The organism is Leifsonia tongyongensis, assembly GCF_010686705.1.
GTDB lineage: Bacteria > Actinomycetota > Actinomycetes > Actinomycetales > Microbacteriaceae > Diaminobutyricibacter > Diaminobutyricibacter tongyongensis.
In genome coordinates, this window is the sequence record NZ_JAAGWY010000002.1 from 858841 (window position 1) to 874206 (window position 15366).

Sequence of the window (15366 nt, forward strand, 5' to 3'; positions counted from 1 at the left end):
CCCACCGGACCCATGCCCATCCTGAGCGAGCGCCCGCCGTGGCGGGAGACGCTCGTCTCACTCCGGGTGCCGAACTACCGCAAGTTCGCGGCGTCCAACCTCGTCGCCAACACGGCTGTGTGGATGCAGCGGATCGCGATGGACTGGCTCGTCCTCCAGCTTTCGGGCAGTGTGGCCGCCGTCGGCGTCACCGTCGCCATGCAGTTCACGCCGATGCTCGTGCTGGGACTCTGGGGCGGCGTCATCGCCGACCGCTACCCGAAGCAGCGCCTGCTCATTCTCAGCCAGTCGTCCGCCGCGGTGCTGGCGGCCATCCTCGCAACGCTCACCCTGACCGGCTCGATCCAGGTCTGGCACGTCTACGTGATCTCGTTCGCACTCGGGCTCGTGACCGTCATCGACAATCCGGCCCGGCAGGTGTTCGTCAACGAACTCGTCGGTCCGCACTACCTGCGCAACGCGATCAGCCTCAACTCGTCGATCTTCCAGCTGGGCGGCCTGATTGGGCCGGCGGTCGGCGGCATCCTGATCACCGCGGTCGGTGCGGGATGGTCGTTCGCGATCAACGCCGTGGCGTGCCTCACCGTCGTCGCGGCGCTGTTCTCCCTGAACACGTCGCAACTCCACGCGAGCCCGGCAGCGCCACGCGGCAAGGGGCAGCTCGCCGAGGGCATGCGCTACGTGCGCAGCAAGCCGGTCATCTTCTGGACCGTGATCATGGTCGCGGTGCTCGCCGTCTTCGCGTTCAACATGCCCGTGTTCCTCGCCGCCTACGCCAACAACGTCTTCGATGTGGGCGCCAAAGGCTACGGATTCTTCAACGCCCTCGTCGCGGCCGGCGCGCTGACCGGTGCGATCGCCTCCACACGGCGCACGAGCATCCGGCTGTCGATGGTGGTCGGGACGGCGGTTCTGCTCGGTGTCGTGCAGGCGATCGCGGGCCTCGCACCGAACGAGATCGCATTCTCCGTGATGCTCGTCGGCATCGGGGTCGCGAACCTCCTGTTCATCACCGGAGCGAACTCGCTCGTCCAGATGTCGTCGAACGTGCAGATCCGCGGCCGGGTCATCTCGCTGTACATCCTCGTGCTGCTCGGTGGCCAGGCGATCGGCGGACCGCTGATGGGCTGGGTCGTCGAACAGTTCGGGCCGCACACCGCGATGCTGATCTCGGGTCTCGTGCCCGCTCTCGCGGCGGTGGTGATCGCATCCCTGATCGCCCGTCGCGCGCACCTGCGCCTGCGGTTCAGCCTCCGCGGTGTCCGACCGCAGGTCACGATCGTCACCCGCGCCGGCAAGAGCGTCGAGCAACTCTGACACTGCCCACGCGAGTGCGCGCACAATGGAGGCATGGCGAAGGCGTCATCTCCGATACCGGCCGAGATCCTCGAACAGTACGAACGGCTGGTCGCCACGATCCCGGGGGTGCCGCGCAAGGGCGCGACCGTGCCGTACACGTCGGTCAACGGCAATATGTTCAGCTACCTGAGCAAGGAGGGCGTTCTCGCGCTGCGGCTTCCGTCCGCGGCGCGCGAGGAGTTCCTGGCGAAATACGAGACGTCGCTCACGAGCGCGTACGGCGTGGTGCAGAAGGAGTACGCGGATGTTCCGCCGTGGCTCCTCGCCGACACGGAGCAGCTCACGCCGTGGTTCGAAGCGAGCTACACCTACGTGAGCGGCCTCAAGCCGAAGCCCACGACGCGTAAGAAGGCTGGCGGTTAGGGATCGGGCATCCGGTCATGCGATTGGTTGCCAAGAAATCGCGAACAAAGCGCCCGCGAAGCGGATTATGTGGCAACCAATCGCGAGGAAGACGTGCCCCCGGCAGGAATCGAACCTGCGACCAAGAGATTAGAAGGCTCCTGCTCTATCCGCTGAGCTACGGGGGCGCACAACCGCCTCAACGATACCGGATCGGTCAGATCGCCTTCGCAGCCGCCACCAGCACCTGCGCCAGCGTCGGCACTCCCTCGGCACGGAAGACCTCGACCCCGTCGGCGTCGCTCACGATCACGGTGGGGGTGAACCGGATGCCCTCGGCCTCCGCCGCGTCGATGTTGCGTGCGACGTCCAGCTCGGTGACGCGCGCATCCGGAACCAGACGTTCCGCCTCGGCGAGCACCGCTCTCGTCTGCATGCACGGCTCGCAGAAGGCGGATGTGTAGAGCCTGAGTTCCATCGAATCCCTCCCGGCATGTGACGCGCAGGCAAACCGACGGTGTCGCGCTTTCCACGTTCAGTGTACGGCGGACGAACAACGGGAGACGACTGCACGGTGAGCGACGTTCGCGCCCCTGCGCGCGCCCGTGCGGAATGAGAATGTGTTCCGTGAGCGGCTCCACGTGGACCAGGTACGTCGCCCTGGGTGATTCGATCACCGAGGGCTTCTGCGATCCTGCGCCGGCGAAGACGGGCCCCGCACCCGGAGTCGAATGGCTCGGATGGGCCGACCGCCTCGCCGTCATCCTGGACGGCCATGCCCGGCTGGGCCGCACGTCGTTCGAGTTCGCCAACCTCGCCGTGCGGGGGCGGCGGATCGCGCATGTCGTCGACGACCAGATCCCGCGAGCGATCGGACTCCACGCCGACCTCGTCTCGGTGATGATCGGCGGCAACGATCTGATGAGCCCGAAGGCGGATCCGGATGCGCTCGCCACCCGGCTCGAGACGGGCATCCGCCGCCTGCGCTCGACAGGCGCGAACGTGCTGCTCGCGAACTGTTTCGATCCGCAGTTCGCATTCTTCCTGAAGCCGTTCCGGGGACGTGCGGCAGTGTTCAACGCGGACATCTGGAGCATCGCACGCGCGAACGGGGCGACCGTGCTCGACGTGTGGGGCATCCGCGAGTTCCAGCAGACGTCGATGTGGGCCGCCGACCGCGTGCACCTGAGCACGCTGGGGCACCGGCTGCTCGCTGCCCGCGCCGCCCACGTCCTGGGCATCCCCTACGCCGAGATCGCTGCACGCACGGTCACCGCAGCGGATGCGCAGACCACGCCGCCGGTCACCCTTCCGTTGCGCACCTGGTTGCGCTTGTACGCCATCCCGTGGGCCGGCAGGCGGCTGAGAGGTGTCTCCGCCGGCGACGGGCTGAGCCCCAAGCTGCCTGTCCCCAGCCGCGTCGGAGCCCCACAGTAGACTTTCGGCATGCCTACTTCCTCGGATCGACTGGTCTGGATCGACTGCGAAATGACCGGGCTCGACCTCGAGGTCGACGAGCTGGTCGAGATCGCGGTGGTCATCACCGACTTCGACCTGAACGTGCTCGATCCCGGGCTCAACATCGTGATCAAGCCGGATGCGTCGGCCCTGGCGAACATGAGCGAGTTCGTCCGCGAGATGCACACGACCTCGGGGCTGATCGAGGAGATCCCGAACGGCGTGAGTCTCGCCGAAGCCGAGTACGAGGTCCTCGAGTACGTGCTGAAGTTCGCGCCGGGCGCCCGCACCGCACCGCTCGCCGGCAACACGATCGGCACCGACCGGTCGTTCATCGCCAAGTTCATGCCCCGGCTCGACAACCACCTGCATTACCGCAACGTCGACGTGTCGTCGATCAAAGAACTGGCGCGACGCTGGTTCCCGCGGGTGTACTTCAACGCACCGGCGAAGAACGGAGGCCACCGCGCGCTCGCCGACATTCTGGAGTCGATCCGCGAGCTCGACTACTACCGTTCAGCCGCTTTCGTGGGCGAGCCCGGACCCACCACCGACGAGACGCAGGCGGTCGCCGCGAGCGTAGTGGAAAAATGGGCGCCGCGGATGTAATAGAATCTCCTAGTTGCCTCGCTCGACACAGCAGTGCCGGGCAGGTCGCATGGTGGGTATAGCTCAGCTGGTAGAGCGCCTGGTTGTGGTCCAGGAGGTCGCGGGTTCAAGCCCCGTTACTCACCCCAATTGATTGCGCAAGTCACGAAGTGGACTGCATCGCTCGCTACCAGCCCACAGCTGTTCGAATTGCGGCGGCAACTTCGGCTGGACTGTCGCCAGTCGTGTCGAAGACATCGTCATCGCAGCCCGCGCTCTCGAGGATGCGCGCCAATTGGCCCGCGCGGTTCAGGTTCCACCCGAGGGCTTCCGCGTCCGCTGCATGGCGTGCCAGAAGCCGTGCCACCAGGATGTCGGGATCAGCGACAAGACGCGCGACGAACATCCGCTCGCTGTGCAGGGCCGCCCGATATCTCGGGAGTTCCGAACGCTGCTCCACCACACCCGCGAGAATAATCCGCTCAGCGCCGACGTCACGATAGTTGGCGACAATGGCAGCGAGATTCCGGAGCTCCAGTTCATGGTTGAACGGATCGTCCACGGGTGCCGGCCAGGATCGCCGAATGTCGTCCAGGTCGACGATCGCGTTGTGAACTCCGCTCAGGCTGACCTGCTTGCTCACCATGTCCGCCGTTGTGGACTTGCCCGCACCGACTGTTCCGTTGAGAAAGAGGCAATCGAAGATCATGGCGTGGCCAGCGTATCCCGATGTCCATTCGTTCACCGGTATCCGCGCGGAGCGCGCTACTCTCTAGCAGTGTCCAGCCACCGCGTCCGCTCGTCCGTCGCTGTCCTCGCGGCCGCCGGTCTTCTGCTCGGGCTCGTGGGAGCTGTCGCGGCAGCCGGGACATCCGCATCCGCGGCATCGGCCACCGCCGCGGAAGCACCCGCCTCAGTGCGCGCAGACACCTCCGATTTCACGTTCGACTCGTTCACCGCCGACTACACGCTCACCCGCAGCGCGGACAAGGTCTCGCATCTTCGTACGGTCGAGACGCTCGTGGCCGAGTTCCCGCAATCCGACCAGAACCACGGCATCGTGCGTGCCATCCCGCTGACCTACCAGAACGTCGATCTGAAACTCTCTGTCGTGTCGGTAATGGATGCGATGGGCGCCAGCATCCCGTTCGAGCGCTCCGACCAGGACGGCTTCGCCCAGCTGCGGATCGGCTCTGCCGAGACGTTCGTGCATGGCAAGCAGACCTACATCATCACCTACACGCAGCAGAACGTCGTGCGGTATTTCGCTGACACTCGTGCCGACGAGTTCTACTGGGACGTCAACGGAACCGGCTGGGCCCAGCCGTTCGGTGTCGTGACGGCCCGACTCCACCTCGACAGCACTCTCACCACAGCGCTCAGCGGAGACCAGGCGTGTTACGTCGGCGATCTGGGAAGCGCCGACCGCTGCACGATCACTTCGACCCCGACCGCCGGTGGGACAGTGATCACCGCCACCCACTCGAACCTGGGACCCGGGCAGAACGTCACCATCGCCGTCGGCTTCAAGCCCCGAACCTTCGCCACCCCACCGGACCCGCGGCAATCCTTCCCGGCCGCCGTCCTCCCGTGGATCCTGCTCGGCCTCGCCGTCGCGATCCTCGCAGCGGTCGTCGTCGCCCGGCTGTACGTGTGGCGCACGCCGAAGGGGCGCGGCATCATCATCCCGCAGTACGCTCCCCCGCCCGGGATGTTCCCGGCGCTGGCGGCGCAGTTCCTGAATCGCGGCGACCGAGCCGTCCCTGCGCAGCTCATCGGATTCGCCGTCGACAAGGTCGCGGCCCTCATCGACCACTCCAGCGCATCCGTCGACCAGCTGTTCGGGTTGCGGCTGCTGGCGCCCTCAGCGAGCGTGGCCGACCCGGATGAGCGCGCCATCCTGAACCGCATCTTCGTCACCGACGAACCGGGGACCGAAGTGCTGCTCGACCCGAGCGATCATGCGCTCGGCGACCGGATGGCGAGCCTCGACTCCGAGCTGGCACGCGTCGTCGATGCGCGCGGCCTTCGCGGTCGGGCGAAGAGCGCGCTTCCGCGCATCCTCGCGTCGGGCATCGTGGTCGTCGTCGTCGCCTGGCTTCTTCTCATCTGGTGGGCGACCACCCAGAATGCCACCACCGACGTCATCTCGTTCGGGTTCTGGGCGGTCATCGTGATAGCCGTGCTGGTCTTCCTGCTCGCGCGCGTGCCCGACCTGATGACCGCGAAAGGCGTCGAGGTGCGGGATCACCTGCTCGGCCTCCGTGACTACCTCACCCTCGCCGAGGCGGAGCGTTTCCGCGTGCTGCAGAGCCCCCAGGGTGCAGACCGGGTGGACGTGACGGACGGCTCGGCGATCGTGAAACTCAACGAGAAGCTCTTGCCCTACGCGATCGTCTGGGGTGTGGAGAAGGAGTGGATGCGCGAACTCTCGCACTCCTATGAGGCGACCAACACGCAACCCGAGTGGACGGCGGGCACGATGAACGCCTCCCTTCTTCCGCTCCAGATCGCCGCGTTCAGCTCGCTGTACGAAGGCTCGCCGTTCGCTGTCACCCCGCCGCCCTCGTCCGGCACCGGCAGCAGCTGGGGCGGTTCCAGCGGGGGCGGGTACTCCGGCGGCGGGGGCGGGGGCGGTGGAGGTGGTGGCTGGTGACAGCGGCTGATCGACAGGGCATCCCGTTCCGGTGCGGAGCGGAGTACGGTTCAGCTATGGAAGTGACGATCGCACAACTGGAAGGCGGACCGTTCGACGGGCGCACCTGGGATGTCACGGAATTCGTGCTCCAGGCGGAGCTCACCGACGAGAACGGGCGAACCGCGACCTACCTGGAGACGGCGAGGCGAACGGCGACCGGTCTGGTGATCTGGACCGTCGACGTCGACTGACGGCTAGCGTAGCGTCGCCGAGACGGCGGCCTACGGCGCCAGGTTGCGGAACTGGAACTGCAGCCGCGTCGAACTGTCGACCGGCAGCACGAGGGTCGTGTCGTGCGGGTCCCACCGGTTCGGTACGAGGAACATGTGGTCGCTGCCGACGATCAGCAGGCGGAGGCCCGTGTACCGGTAATGGAACTTCTGGCTCTCCGTGTCAGGGAGGGCGATCTCGGTGACATGCGACTCGGCCGGGAGGAACAGCCGATCCTGGGTGTCGACGATCACGCTCGGAAGGGTGTCCAGGTGGCGTGCCTGCTGCTGTGCGAGACCCAGGCCCGACCATTGCGCGATCGTCGCGGTCGCCCAGAAGACGCACGCGGCCGTCGCCGCCCAGAGCAGCACCACCACGCCGACCCGGGGTCCTGATCCGGTCTTGTCGCGCCGCGCCACGAACCGCAGCGTCGCGAGTCCGTAGGCCGACACGGCGCCCCCGATGGCCAGCACCAGCGGGGTCACCAGCGGGTAGTAGGGCCAGCCGGACAGCAGCGGGTACGCGAACAGGAGGATGATCCCCGCACCCAGGATGATCAGGCCCACCATGATCGCCCGCCGGACCGCGCTCACGAATCCCGGACGCTGCGAACGCCGACGGATGATCGCATGGAGCGCCACGAGCGCGGCGCCGAGCAGAGCGAGCACCAGCAAGGGCACCAGCAACGGCTGGGGGCTCCGCGCGACATAGTTCTGCGTGGTCAGCCCGATCACGTCGACGTCGATGCCGAAATAGTCGTACTGGGCCCGCGACGAGACGTATCCGAAGTAGAAGAGCAGCGCGCCGAGGAGGGTTGCGGGGGCGATGACGCTCCCGAGAATGTTCACCCAGCGCTCGACCTGAGGAGCGCCGGCCGAATCGTCGTCGGCCTGTTTCGGCGCCTCCGCGGTCACACGAGGGCTCCACGCGGCCCGGTCGCGCCGGAACCGGTTGCCGGGGCTGCGGGCGGCGGATCAAGGCTGATGCTGACGTTGGGATCGTTCTGGACCGCTGTGAGGAACGTGTCGCATTCGGCGGTCTTCCCGTCGAGGCACGTGACGTTGCCCGTCAGGCTGACCGCGGGCTCGGTGCCGGTGGCGTCCTGCGACCCGGTCGGTGCGATCGCGAGGTTGCACTGCTGGCCCTGGTTGCCCGCCTCGAACACGAAGCCGACGCAGTCCGGACCGCTGGAGCATCCCTGGTCCGCATGGGCATAGACGTCGGTGCTGAACGACCCGCCCGTGATTGTGACGGTGACCCGGGACGGAATGGCGGCATCCTGCTGGCCAACCCAGCTGATCGTCACGCAGGTGTCGGCGCCGGCGTCGTCCTGAGCACTCGGTGACCCGCCGATCGGAAGTTGCGCCAGCTGGACCGAGACGGCCTGGGACTGGTTGTCCGGCTGCGGCGCGGTCGTCCCCGTCTCGGGAGCGGACGTGTTCACGCCGCCGGGAGTGACCTCGGGTTGTGCAGTGCCGACGCATCCGGCGAGGCTCGCCGCACAGACGATGACCGCCGCGAGGACCACGCTGAATGCGCTCCCCCGATTTCGCAAAGCATCCATGACCGCCTCCGGCTGGAGGGGTGACACCGCGCCATGGCGCCCGCCACCGATGACCTGAGTATCCCGCAACGAGCCGCGGCGGGCAACCGCCGCAGCGACGTCGGCGCGTCAGGCCGGGACGGGTGAACCGGCGAAGGCGCTGCGGTAGCGGGTCGGGGCGACACCGACCTCCAGGTCGAAATGGTGCCGGAAGAGCGTCGGACTGCTGAACCCGCAGCGCGCGCTGATCTCGTCGATGGACATGCCCGTCGTCTCGAGGAGCAGTCGCGCGTGGAGGATGCGCTGCCGGTTCAGCCACTGCATCGGTGACACGCCGGTCTCCGCGCGGAACCGTCGCGAGAAGCTGCGCGTGGACATCCGGGCGCGCTGCGCGAGCGACGGGATGGTGTGGGGTTCGTCGAGCCGCTCGGTGAGGTATTCGAGGATCTCGGCCATCGCATCCCCTTCGACTTCGGGCACCGGCATGTCGACGTACTGCCGCTGGCCGCCGTCGCGCTGCGGTGGAACGACCATGTTGCGGGCGATGGTGTTCGCCACAGCGCTGCCCAGTTCGCGGCGCACCAGGTACAAGCACGCGTCGATGCCGGCAGCCGTGCCGGCGCTGGTGATCAGGTCGCCGTCGTCGACGAAGAGCACATCCGGATCGATGCGAGCCAGGGGGAAGCGCTTCTTCAGCTCGTCGGCGTAGCGCCAGTGCGTGGTGCACGCCCGCCCGTCGAGCAGACCTGCCGCGCCGAGCACGAATGCACCCGAACAGACGCTGAGGAGGATGGCTCCGCGGGCGGATGCGCGTCTCAGTGCCTCGAGCACTTCAGCAGGGTACTCGTCGCGGATGCGCGCGGCGGGCACCGCGATGAGGTCCGCGTCGTCCATCGCCTCCAGCCCATATGGCGGGGTGATGGACGCTCCGGTGGGATTCGTGATCGGCACGCCGGGTTCGACCCCGCACACGCGGAAGTCGAAGGCGGGGATGCCCGCATAGCTCCGGTCGAGTCCGAAGACCTCGCAGACGACCCCGAATTCGAACATCGCGAAGTCGTCGATCAGCGGTACGGCGACGGTCTTGATCATGAGACGAGTCTCTTCATCATGCGACAAGCCTACTGGCCGAATGTTTGCGAAGATAGTCCCAAAGCCACCTCGTGGCCGAATATATACTTCCGTATCGTTGATGCCATGACACAGGGAACGCTCACACTAGGACACAGCCACCGGATGGCGGCACACGAGACGCGACGGACCGCATCCCCCGCACAGCGCAAGCATCCGATCAGCGAGTTCATGGCTGCCGCCATCAGAGCACGCGGCGGCGAATCGAACAGGGACACCGAGCGGATGTTCCGCGACCTCCAGGCGGCGCAGGGCGCGCGCGAATCCGGGCGCTGACCTGGGCCGAAATGCGGCGCTTGCCGAAAATCTTTCGACGCAGCTCACAGGATCTGCAAAGACTTTCAAAGGATTACGCAAGAATTCGATAAATCGTTGACATTTCCTCGGGAACCCTTGTGCTCTTGCGGACAAGAGCCATAAAGTCGCCTCACTCGACTGGCCATCGCTCCGCGTCGAGTGCGCTCAGGCGTCCATCATCCCCGAGAGGAACCCGTCAACGATGACACGGAACATCGCTCGAACAGCCATCGCATCCGCCGCCGCTCTCGCCGTCACGATCACCATCGTCGCGGGCACAGGGGCGGCCGTGGCACAGACCCCGCCGCCCGCCCCGGCGGCCACCCGGGCGGCACTCGACCCGGCGCTCGTCGCGGGCCGCGGCGCCGACCTCGGCTTCGTGGAGCAGGAGGCCGAGAAGGCCGCGACGAACGGCACGGTCATCGGTCCGGACAGAACCGCCTACACCCTGCCTGCTGAGGCCTCGGGCCGTTCGGCCGTCAAACTCACTGCGGGCCAGTACGTCGAGTTCACCCTGCCCAAGGCGACGAATGCGATCACCGTCAGGTACAGCATCCCCGACTCCGCGACGGGCGGCGGAATTACCTCGCCCCTGAGGGTGACGGCACACGGCGTCTCGAAGACGATGACGCTCACCTCCCAGTACTCGTGGCTCTACAACCAGTACCCGTTCTCTAACGACCCTGGGGCCGGCCTGCTGCACCCCGACTGGTGGATCACGGAATGCGGCTGCGTTCCGAGCCAGACCACGCCCGCGCCGGTCATCACGACGCCGTTCCGTCCCATGCACTTCTACGACGAGCAGCGCCTGCTGCTGGGCAAGACGCTCAAGGCCGGCGACACGGTCCGTCTCGCCGTACCCGCAACCGGCGCGGCCGCGTGGACCGTCATCGACCTGCTCGACTCGCAGCTGGTGGGTCTTCCCAAGGTCGACCACGTCGCCGCGAACGTGCTGCTGTTCGGCGCCGACCCCTCCGGCAAGCGCGACTCGGCCCCCGCGTTCGACAAGGCGATCGCGGCAGCGAAGAAGCTCCACATCACGGTGTACGTGCCGCCGGGGACCTACCAGGTCAACCGCCACATCATCGTCGACGACGTCACGATCGAGGGTGCCGGCAGCTGGTACACGATCATCACGGGCAAGCAGGTGACCCTGTCGACACCCGCGCCCGACGGCTCCGTGCACACCGGCGTCGGCTTCTACGGCAAGGACGCCTCGGCGGGAGGCAGCACGAACGTGCATCTGTCGGGCTTCTCGATCATCGGCGACGTTCGCGAACGCATCGACACCGACCAGGTCAACGGCATCGGCGGAGCACTCAGCGATTCCACCATCGACGGCCTGTACATCGACCACACCAAGGTGGGCATGTGGTTCGACGGCCCGATGACGAACCTGAAGATCACGAACAGTGTGATCGTCGACCAGATCGCCGACGGCATCAACTTCCACACGGGAGTCACCGACTCGAGCGTGTCGAACACCTTCGTGCGAAACACCGGCGACGACGGTCTCGCGATGTGGTCGGAGAAGACGGCGGATGCACGCAACACGTTCGACCACAACACGGTGCAGACCCCCACGCTGGCGAACGGCATCGCGATCTACGGCGGAGAGGACAACACCGTCTCGAACAACCTCGTCGCGGACCCTCTGCGTGAGGGCAGCGGCATCCAGGTCGGGTCACGCTTCGGTGCAGTAGCCTTCACCGGCCACCTGTGGATCACCGACAACACGACGGTCCGGGCCGGAACGTACGAGCTGAACTGGAACATCGGGCTGGGCGCGATCTGGTTCTACGCCCTCGAGCGCAATATCGACGCCGACATCCAGGTCGTCGGCGACTCCTTCCTCGACAACACCTACAACGCGATCATGCTGGTCACCGATTTCCCGGTGAAGGACCAGTTCTCGATCACGAACGTGCACTTCAAGGACGTCAGGGTCGACGGCACGGGAACGTCGGTGCTGAGTGCGAGGTCGGCAGGCTCGGCTTCGTTCGAGAACGTGGATGCGCGCAATGTCGGCGCCGTCGGCATCAACAACTGCGGGTCGTTCCACTTCACGCCCGCCGGTTCGGAGTTCTCGGCGATCGACCTCGGCGGCAACGACGGTGGTGGAACGACGGGCCCTTGGTTCGCGCCGTGGGAGCTCCCGAACACCATCACGTGCGATGACCGTCCACCGGTGGTGGCTCCCCCCGCGCCGTCGACCTGGTGAGACGGGAGCCGGGCGGCGCTGACAACGTCGCCCGGGGGCCGGGCCGAGTAGCCTGATCGTGTGGATACGCCGGCCGCCGACATCGAGGTCGACGAGGGGCTCGTCCGCGAGCTCCTCGCCGACCAGCATCCCGATCTGGCCGACCTGCCGTTGCGCCTCGTCGCGAACGGATGGGACAACGTCATCTACCGGCTCGGTCTCGACTATGCCGTGCGGGTCCCGCGCCGCACCATAGCGGCACAGCTCGTCGAGCATGAGAACACCTGGCTCCCCCTGATCGGAACACTCGTCCACGTCGACATCCCGCTCCCCGTGCGCGTCGGCCTGCCGAGTCGCATCTTCCCCTGGCAATGGAGTGTGACCCGGTGGGTCGACGGAGAGCTCGCCGCCGATACGCCGTTCGACGAGCATGGAACCCTAGCGGTCGAGCTCGCCCGCTTCGTGCGAGAACTCCACGTCGCCGCTCCCCCGGAGGCACCGGCGAACCCGGTGCGCGGCGTCCCGCTCGAAACGCGGGCGGATGCGGTCGCCTCACGTCTCGCATCTGGCCGGGTCCCGAACGCCCCCGCTATCGCCGCCGCCTGGGAATCCGCCCTCGGGACACCGCGCTGGGAGGGGCCACCGCTGTGGATCCACGGCGACCTGCACCCGGCGAACATCATCGTCCGCGACGGTGGACTGGCCGCCGTGATCGACTTCGGGGACCTGACCGCCGGTGACCCCGCCACCGATCTGGCGACCGCTTGGCTCACGTTCGACGCAGACGGGCGCCGGACGTTCATCCGCGAACTCGCCGACGACGCGACCGCCTACGACGACGCGACCTGGTCACGCGCGCGCGGCTGGGCCGTCACCATGGCGACCGCGCTGCTCGCCAACTCGGGCGATGCGCCCGCCATGCGACGCATCGGCCTGCACGCGCTCGAACAGGTCCTCGAAGAGGCCGGCGCTTAGCCCTGCGCCGCTCAGCCGGGCATCGGCGCCGAACGAGCGATGAGGCGCTCGATCGCAGCGAGAGGAATGCCCACCCAGGTCGGCCTGCTCCGCGATTCGTACACGGCCTCGTACACCGCCTTGTCGAGTTCGAACGCGTCGAGCAGGAGCCGGTGACCCCGCACATCGAAGCCCGATGAAGCGATGTAACCGTCCACGTAGGAGCGTCGCGCCTCGGAGGCCCAGTCGCGCGCATCCGTGCCGTCGGTGTTCGCGAGCGCTCCGGCGACGTAGTCGAACGAGCGCAGCATGCCGGCGATGTCGCGCAAGGTCGAATCCGGACGCGACCGCTCATCCATCGGGCGCAGCGGTTCACCCTCGAAGTCGATGAGCATCCACCCGCGTTCGGGTGAGAGCAGCGCCTGGCCGAGATGCAGGTCGCCGTGGATCCGCTGCAGCGGAGGCAGGTCGCCCTCCGCAGCGGCGGAATAGACCGCCGAAATGCTCTCGGCGAGCGCTGCGACCCCGGGGACTTCCTTCGTCGCGACGCTCAGGCGTGCGCCCATGCTGACGAGCGCATCCGCGATGTCGTCGGGCCCGGCGGCCGTCGCCGGCAGCACGCGCGCCAGCGTCGCATGCACCTCGGCCGTGGCGATCCCCAGGTCGTAGGCCCGGTCGGCGAAGCTTTCCGCGTCGACTGCTGCGCGCAGCGCGACACGCCAGCCGTCGTCGAGCCCCGGCAGGAACTCCTGCGCGAACGCGAGCTGTCCGGTCGCCGTACCGCTGTCTCGCCCCGGGTCCGGCCAGGTCGCCGTCAGGTAGCCGACGAGGGGCGGCGCCCGGTGCGAGCCGCCCTGGGTGAGGGCCGCCTGCGTCGTCACATCCGGGTTCTCTCCGTGGTGCAGCACCCGGAACACCTTGGCGATCACGAACGGCAACGGACCACCCTCCAGGTCGTACACGATCGAGGTGTTCGACTGCTCGCCGCCGAGGACACGCGAGCCCACGACGCGCCCGGAAGCGCCGAAGGCCGTGCCGACCATGCTGACGTCGTCCCCGGCGATGGCGCGCTCACCGCTGATCGCATCGAGGAGTGCTGCCGTGAAAGCCGGGTCGTGGGGTCCGTCGTAGAGGTACTCTCCGCCCGCCTCACAGATCAGCGCGGGAGAGTCGGGCACGAGCATGGCCCGGCCCACCACGGGCACCTGGTAGAGAACGGGCACCTCGGGTGCCTCGTCGACGACCAGGTGGATGAAGCTGCGGGCCCCGTCTGTCGCGTCACCGAGCCGTGCGGTCCCGATGATGCGGATGCGCGGGGTCCGGCCCTTCGTCGCATACCAGCGTTGCCGCATCATCCAGGCACCGAGAAGGGCGGCGACATCGTCCATGTCTGAACCATACGCCGATCGGACGACCGGGTGTTCGACGCGCGCTGCGAGGACGGCTCAGGGGTTGATGGCGCTCCGCTGTTCGAGGAGCGGGCAGGCGAACGGGTCCTTCTCCCCCAGGCCGACCCTGTTGATGTAGCGGGTCACGATTCCGTACGACTCGGCCAGGCCGGTCTGCGTGTACGGGACATCATGGTCGCGGCAGAACTGGGCGATGGTGGGCGCCGCGCGCCGCAGGTGGGGTCGCGGCATCGACGGGAAGAGGTGGTGCTCGATCTGGTAGTTCAGCCCTCCCATCATGAAATCGATGAGCCTGCTGCCCCGGATGTTCCGGCTCATCAGCACCTGCCGCGTCAGGAAGTCGAGTTTCACGTTTTTGCCGACGATCGGCATCCCCTTGTGGTTCGGCGCGAAGGACAGCCCCATGTACATGCCGAAGAGTCCGAGCTGCACACCGAGGAAAGCTGCCGCGACGCCCGGCGAGAGCACGATGAAGACGAGCGCCAGGAACGCGATGATCCGGGTGAGGAGGAAGACGATCTCGACCGGCCTGCGCTGCATCGGCGCAGGCGCGAACACGCGTCGCACGCTGGAGGCGTGGAGCGAGAGCCCTTCGAGGAGGAGCACCGGGAAGAAGAACCAGCCCTGATGACCGATGAGCCACCGCACCAGCGGGTTCGTGTGGACCCTGACCTGCGCGGCGGTGAACGACACGACGGGCAGGTCGAGGTCGGGGTCGACACCCTCCTTGTTGGGGTTCGCATGATGGCGGGTGTGTTTGTGCTGCCACCAGCCGTAGCTCATACCGACGAAGAGGTTGCCGATGACGAGACTCGTCCAGTCGTTCCACCGCCCGGAACGGAAGATCTGGCGGTGGGCGGCATCGTGCCCGAGGAAGGCGATCTGGGTGAAGACGAAGGCGAAGACGACCGCGGTGACAAGTTGCCACCAGCTGTCGCCGATCAGGATGAACAGGGCGACGCACGCGGCGACGGAGACGGGCACCGCGATGAGTTTGGTCCAGTAATACCCGTAGCGGCGGCGCAGGAGGCCGGACTCCCTGATCGTTCCCGCCAGCTCGACGTAGACGTCGGTCGACCGCGGGCTGCGAGCCCCGGCCGGGGTGACGATGGTACTCATGAGCGCTCCCGTGCGGTCGAATTCGAACCGCTGCCGGGGTCTTGAGCAACACCTTCAT

The 15366-nt window shown here is 67.2% G+C and carries 16 protein-coding genes and 2 tRNA genes; 10 read left to right on the forward strand and 8 right to left on the reverse strand.

Annotated elements, in window-relative coordinates; translation table 11 throughout:
• The first annotated feature begins 12 nt into the window (after positions 1-12).
• Positions 13-1317 carry an MFS transporter gene (locus G3T36_RS12060; RefSeq protein ID WP_163290321.1) on the forward strand — a complete coding sequence of 435 codons (1305 nt, stop codon included), beginning with the start codon at positions 13-15 and terminating at the stop codon, positions 1315-1317.
• A gap of 33 nt (positions 1318-1350) precedes the next feature.
• The gene (locus G3T36_RS12065) at positions 1351-1722 is read left to right on the forward strand and encodes a TfoX/Sxy family protein (RefSeq protein ID WP_163290003.1); all 372 of its coding nucleotides are present in this window, start codon (positions 1351-1353) and stop codon (positions 1720-1722) included.
• 94 nt (positions 1723-1816) lie between these two features.
• Here the strand turns inward: G3T36_RS12065 and G3T36_RS12070 are convergent.
• Positions 1817-1889: transfer RNA gene (locus tag G3T36_RS12070), tRNA-Arg, on the reverse strand.
• Positions 1890-1918: 29 nt separating this feature from the next.
• Entirely contained in the window at positions 1919-2179 is a 261-nt protein-coding gene (locus tag G3T36_RS12075) for a YbbN family protein (RefSeq protein ID WP_163290004.1), read from the reverse strand.
• A gap of 140 nt (positions 2180-2319) precedes the next feature.
• On the opposite strand from G3T36_RS12075, the gene G3T36_RS12080 reads away from it, so the two are divergent.
• The 3 genes from G3T36_RS12080 (at position 2320) to G3T36_RS12090 (ending at position 3896) form a co-directional block, all read left to right on the forward strand.
• Positions 2320-3138, forward strand: coding sequence for an SGNH/GDSL hydrolase family protein (locus G3T36_RS12080; protein WP_193571079.1), 819 nt, complete (start codon positions 2320-2322; stop codon positions 3136-3138).
• Between the two features lie 9 nt (positions 3139-3147).
• A complete protein-coding gene (orn, locus tag G3T36_RS12085; RefSeq protein WP_163290006.1) occupies positions 3148-3768 on the forward strand; it encodes an oligoribonuclease in 621 nt (206 codons plus the stop codon).
• 52 nt (positions 3769-3820) lie between these two features.
• Positions 3821-3896, forward strand: a tRNA-His gene (locus tag G3T36_RS12090).
• Between the two features lie 38 nt (positions 3897-3934).
• Here the strand turns inward: G3T36_RS12090 and G3T36_RS12095 are convergent.
• Positions 3935-4492 carry an AAA family ATPase gene (locus G3T36_RS12095; RefSeq protein ID WP_338031561.1) on the reverse strand — a complete coding sequence of 186 codons (558 nt, stop codon included), beginning with the start codon at positions 4490-4492 and terminating at the stop codon, positions 3935-3937.
• Positions 4493-4525: 33 nt separating this feature from the next.
• Between G3T36_RS12095 and G3T36_RS12100 the strand changes: the two genes are divergently transcribed.
• Both G3T36_RS12100 and G3T36_RS12105 read left to right on the forward strand, forming a co-directional pair.
• Positions 4526-6403 carry a DUF2207 family protein gene (locus G3T36_RS12100; protein ID WP_163290007.1) on the forward strand — a complete coding sequence of 626 codons (1878 nt, stop codon included), beginning with the start codon at positions 4526-4528 and terminating at the stop codon, positions 6401-6403.
• Between the two features lie 56 nt (positions 6404-6459).
• The gene (locus G3T36_RS12105; protein ID WP_163290008.1) at positions 6460-6636 is read left to right on the forward strand and encodes a hypothetical protein; all 177 of its coding nucleotides are present in this window, start codon (positions 6460-6462) and stop codon (positions 6634-6636) included.
• Positions 6637-6666: 30 nt separating this feature from the next.
• Here the strand turns inward: G3T36_RS12105 and G3T36_RS12110 are convergent, their stop codons facing one another.
• The 3 genes from G3T36_RS12110 to G3T36_RS12120 all read right to left on the reverse strand — a co-directional run bounded on the left by G3T36_RS12110 (position 6667) and on the right by G3T36_RS12120 (position 9290).
• The gene (locus G3T36_RS12110; protein ID WP_163290009.1) at positions 6667-7569 is read right to left on the reverse strand and encodes a hypothetical protein; all 903 of its coding nucleotides are present in this window, start codon (positions 7567-7569) and stop codon (positions 6667-6669) included.
• Positions 7566-8246 (reverse strand): hypothetical protein, encoded by a 681-nt coding sequence (locus G3T36_RS12115; RefSeq protein WP_205245055.1) that lies wholly within the window; start codon positions 8244-8246, stop codon positions 7566-7568. Before G3T36_RS12115 ends, G3T36_RS12110 begins: the two co-directional genes overlap by 4 nt.
• An 81-nt stretch (positions 8247-8327) precedes the next feature.
• Positions 8328-9290, reverse strand: a complete 963-nt coding sequence (locus G3T36_RS12120) for a helix-turn-helix domain-containing protein (RefSeq protein ID WP_163290011.1) — start codon at positions 9288-9290, stop codon at positions 8328-8330.
• 105 nt (positions 9291-9395) lie between these two features.
• On the opposite strand from G3T36_RS12120, the gene G3T36_RS12125 reads away from it, so the two are divergent.
• From G3T36_RS12125 to G3T36_RS12135, 3 genes are all read left to right on the forward strand, one after another.
• Complete coding sequence (locus G3T36_RS12125; RefSeq protein WP_163289154.1) at positions 9396-9605, forward strand: hypothetical protein; 210 nt, start codon at positions 9396-9398, stop codon at positions 9603-9605.
• Positions 9606-9828: 223 nt separating this feature from the next.
• Positions 9829-11847 (forward strand): glycosyl hydrolase family 28-related protein, encoded by a 2019-nt coding sequence (locus G3T36_RS12130; protein WP_163290012.1) that lies wholly within the window; start codon positions 9829-9831, stop codon positions 11845-11847.
• A gap of 60 nt (positions 11848-11907) precedes the next feature.
• Positions 11908-12801, forward strand: coding sequence for a phosphotransferase (locus G3T36_RS12135; RefSeq protein ID WP_163290013.1), 894 nt, complete (start codon positions 11908-11910; stop codon positions 12799-12801).
• 11 nt (positions 12802-12812) lie between these two features.
• Here the strand turns inward: G3T36_RS12135 and G3T36_RS12140 are convergent, their stop codons facing one another.
• Together G3T36_RS12140 and G3T36_RS12145 are read right to left on the reverse strand one after the other, a co-directional pair.
• On the reverse strand, positions 12813-14168 hold the full coding sequence (locus G3T36_RS12140) for a maltokinase N-terminal cap-like domain-containing protein (protein WP_163290014.1): 1356 nt from the start codon (positions 14166-14168) through the stop codon (positions 12813-12815).
• A 57-nt stretch (positions 14169-14225) separates the two neighbouring features.
• A complete protein-coding gene (locus G3T36_RS12145; protein WP_163290015.1) occupies positions 14226-15308 on the reverse strand; it encodes a fatty acid desaturase family protein in 1083 nt (360 codons plus the stop codon).
• Between the last annotated feature and the right edge of the window lie 58 nt (positions 15309-15366).

What these genes read in the sequence shown, in the direction of transcription:
- G3T36_RS12060 (WP_163290321.1), top strand. Translation starts at nt 13, where the DNA reads ATGCCCATCCTGAGCGAGCGCCCGCCGTGGCGGGAGACGCTCGTCTCA.
- G3T36_RS12065 (WP_163290003.1), top strand. Translation starts at nt 1,351, where the DNA reads ATGGCGAAGGCGTCATCTCCGATACCGGCCGAGATCCTCGAACAGTAC.
- G3T36_RS12075 (WP_163290004.1), bottom strand. Translation starts at nt 2,179, where the DNA reads ATGGAACTCAGGCTCTACACATCCGCCTTCTGCGAGCCGTGCATGCAG.
- G3T36_RS12080 (WP_193571079.1), top strand. Translation starts at nt 2,320, where the DNA reads ATGTGTTCCGTGAGCGGCTCCACGTGGACCAGGTACGTCGCCCTGGGT.
- orn (WP_163290006.1), top strand. Translation starts at nt 3,148, where the DNA reads ATGCCTACTTCCTCGGATCGACTGGTCTGGATCGACTGCGAAATGACC.
- G3T36_RS12105 (WP_163290008.1), top strand. Translation starts at nt 6,460, where the DNA reads ATGGAAGTGACGATCGCACAACTGGAAGGCGGACCGTTCGACGGGCGC.
- G3T36_RS12120 (WP_163290011.1), bottom strand. Translation starts at nt 9,290, where the DNA reads ATGATCAAGACCGTCGCCGTACCGCTGATCGACGACTTCGCGATGTTC.
- G3T36_RS12125 (WP_163289154.1), top strand. Translation starts at nt 9,396, where the DNA reads ATGACACAGGGAACGCTCACACTAGGACACAGCCACCGGATGGCGGCA.
- G3T36_RS12130 (WP_163290012.1), top strand. Translation starts at nt 9,829, where the DNA reads ATGACACGGAACATCGCTCGAACAGCCATCGCATCCGCCGCCGCTCTC.
- G3T36_RS12140 (WP_163290014.1), bottom strand. Translation starts at nt 14,168, where the DNA reads ATGGACGATGTCGCCGCCCTTCTCGGTGCCTGGATGATGCGGCAACGC.
- G3T36_RS12145 (WP_163290015.1), bottom strand. Translation starts at nt 15,308, where the DNA reads ATGAGTACCATCGTCACCCCGGCCGGGGCTCGCAGCCCGCGGTCGACC.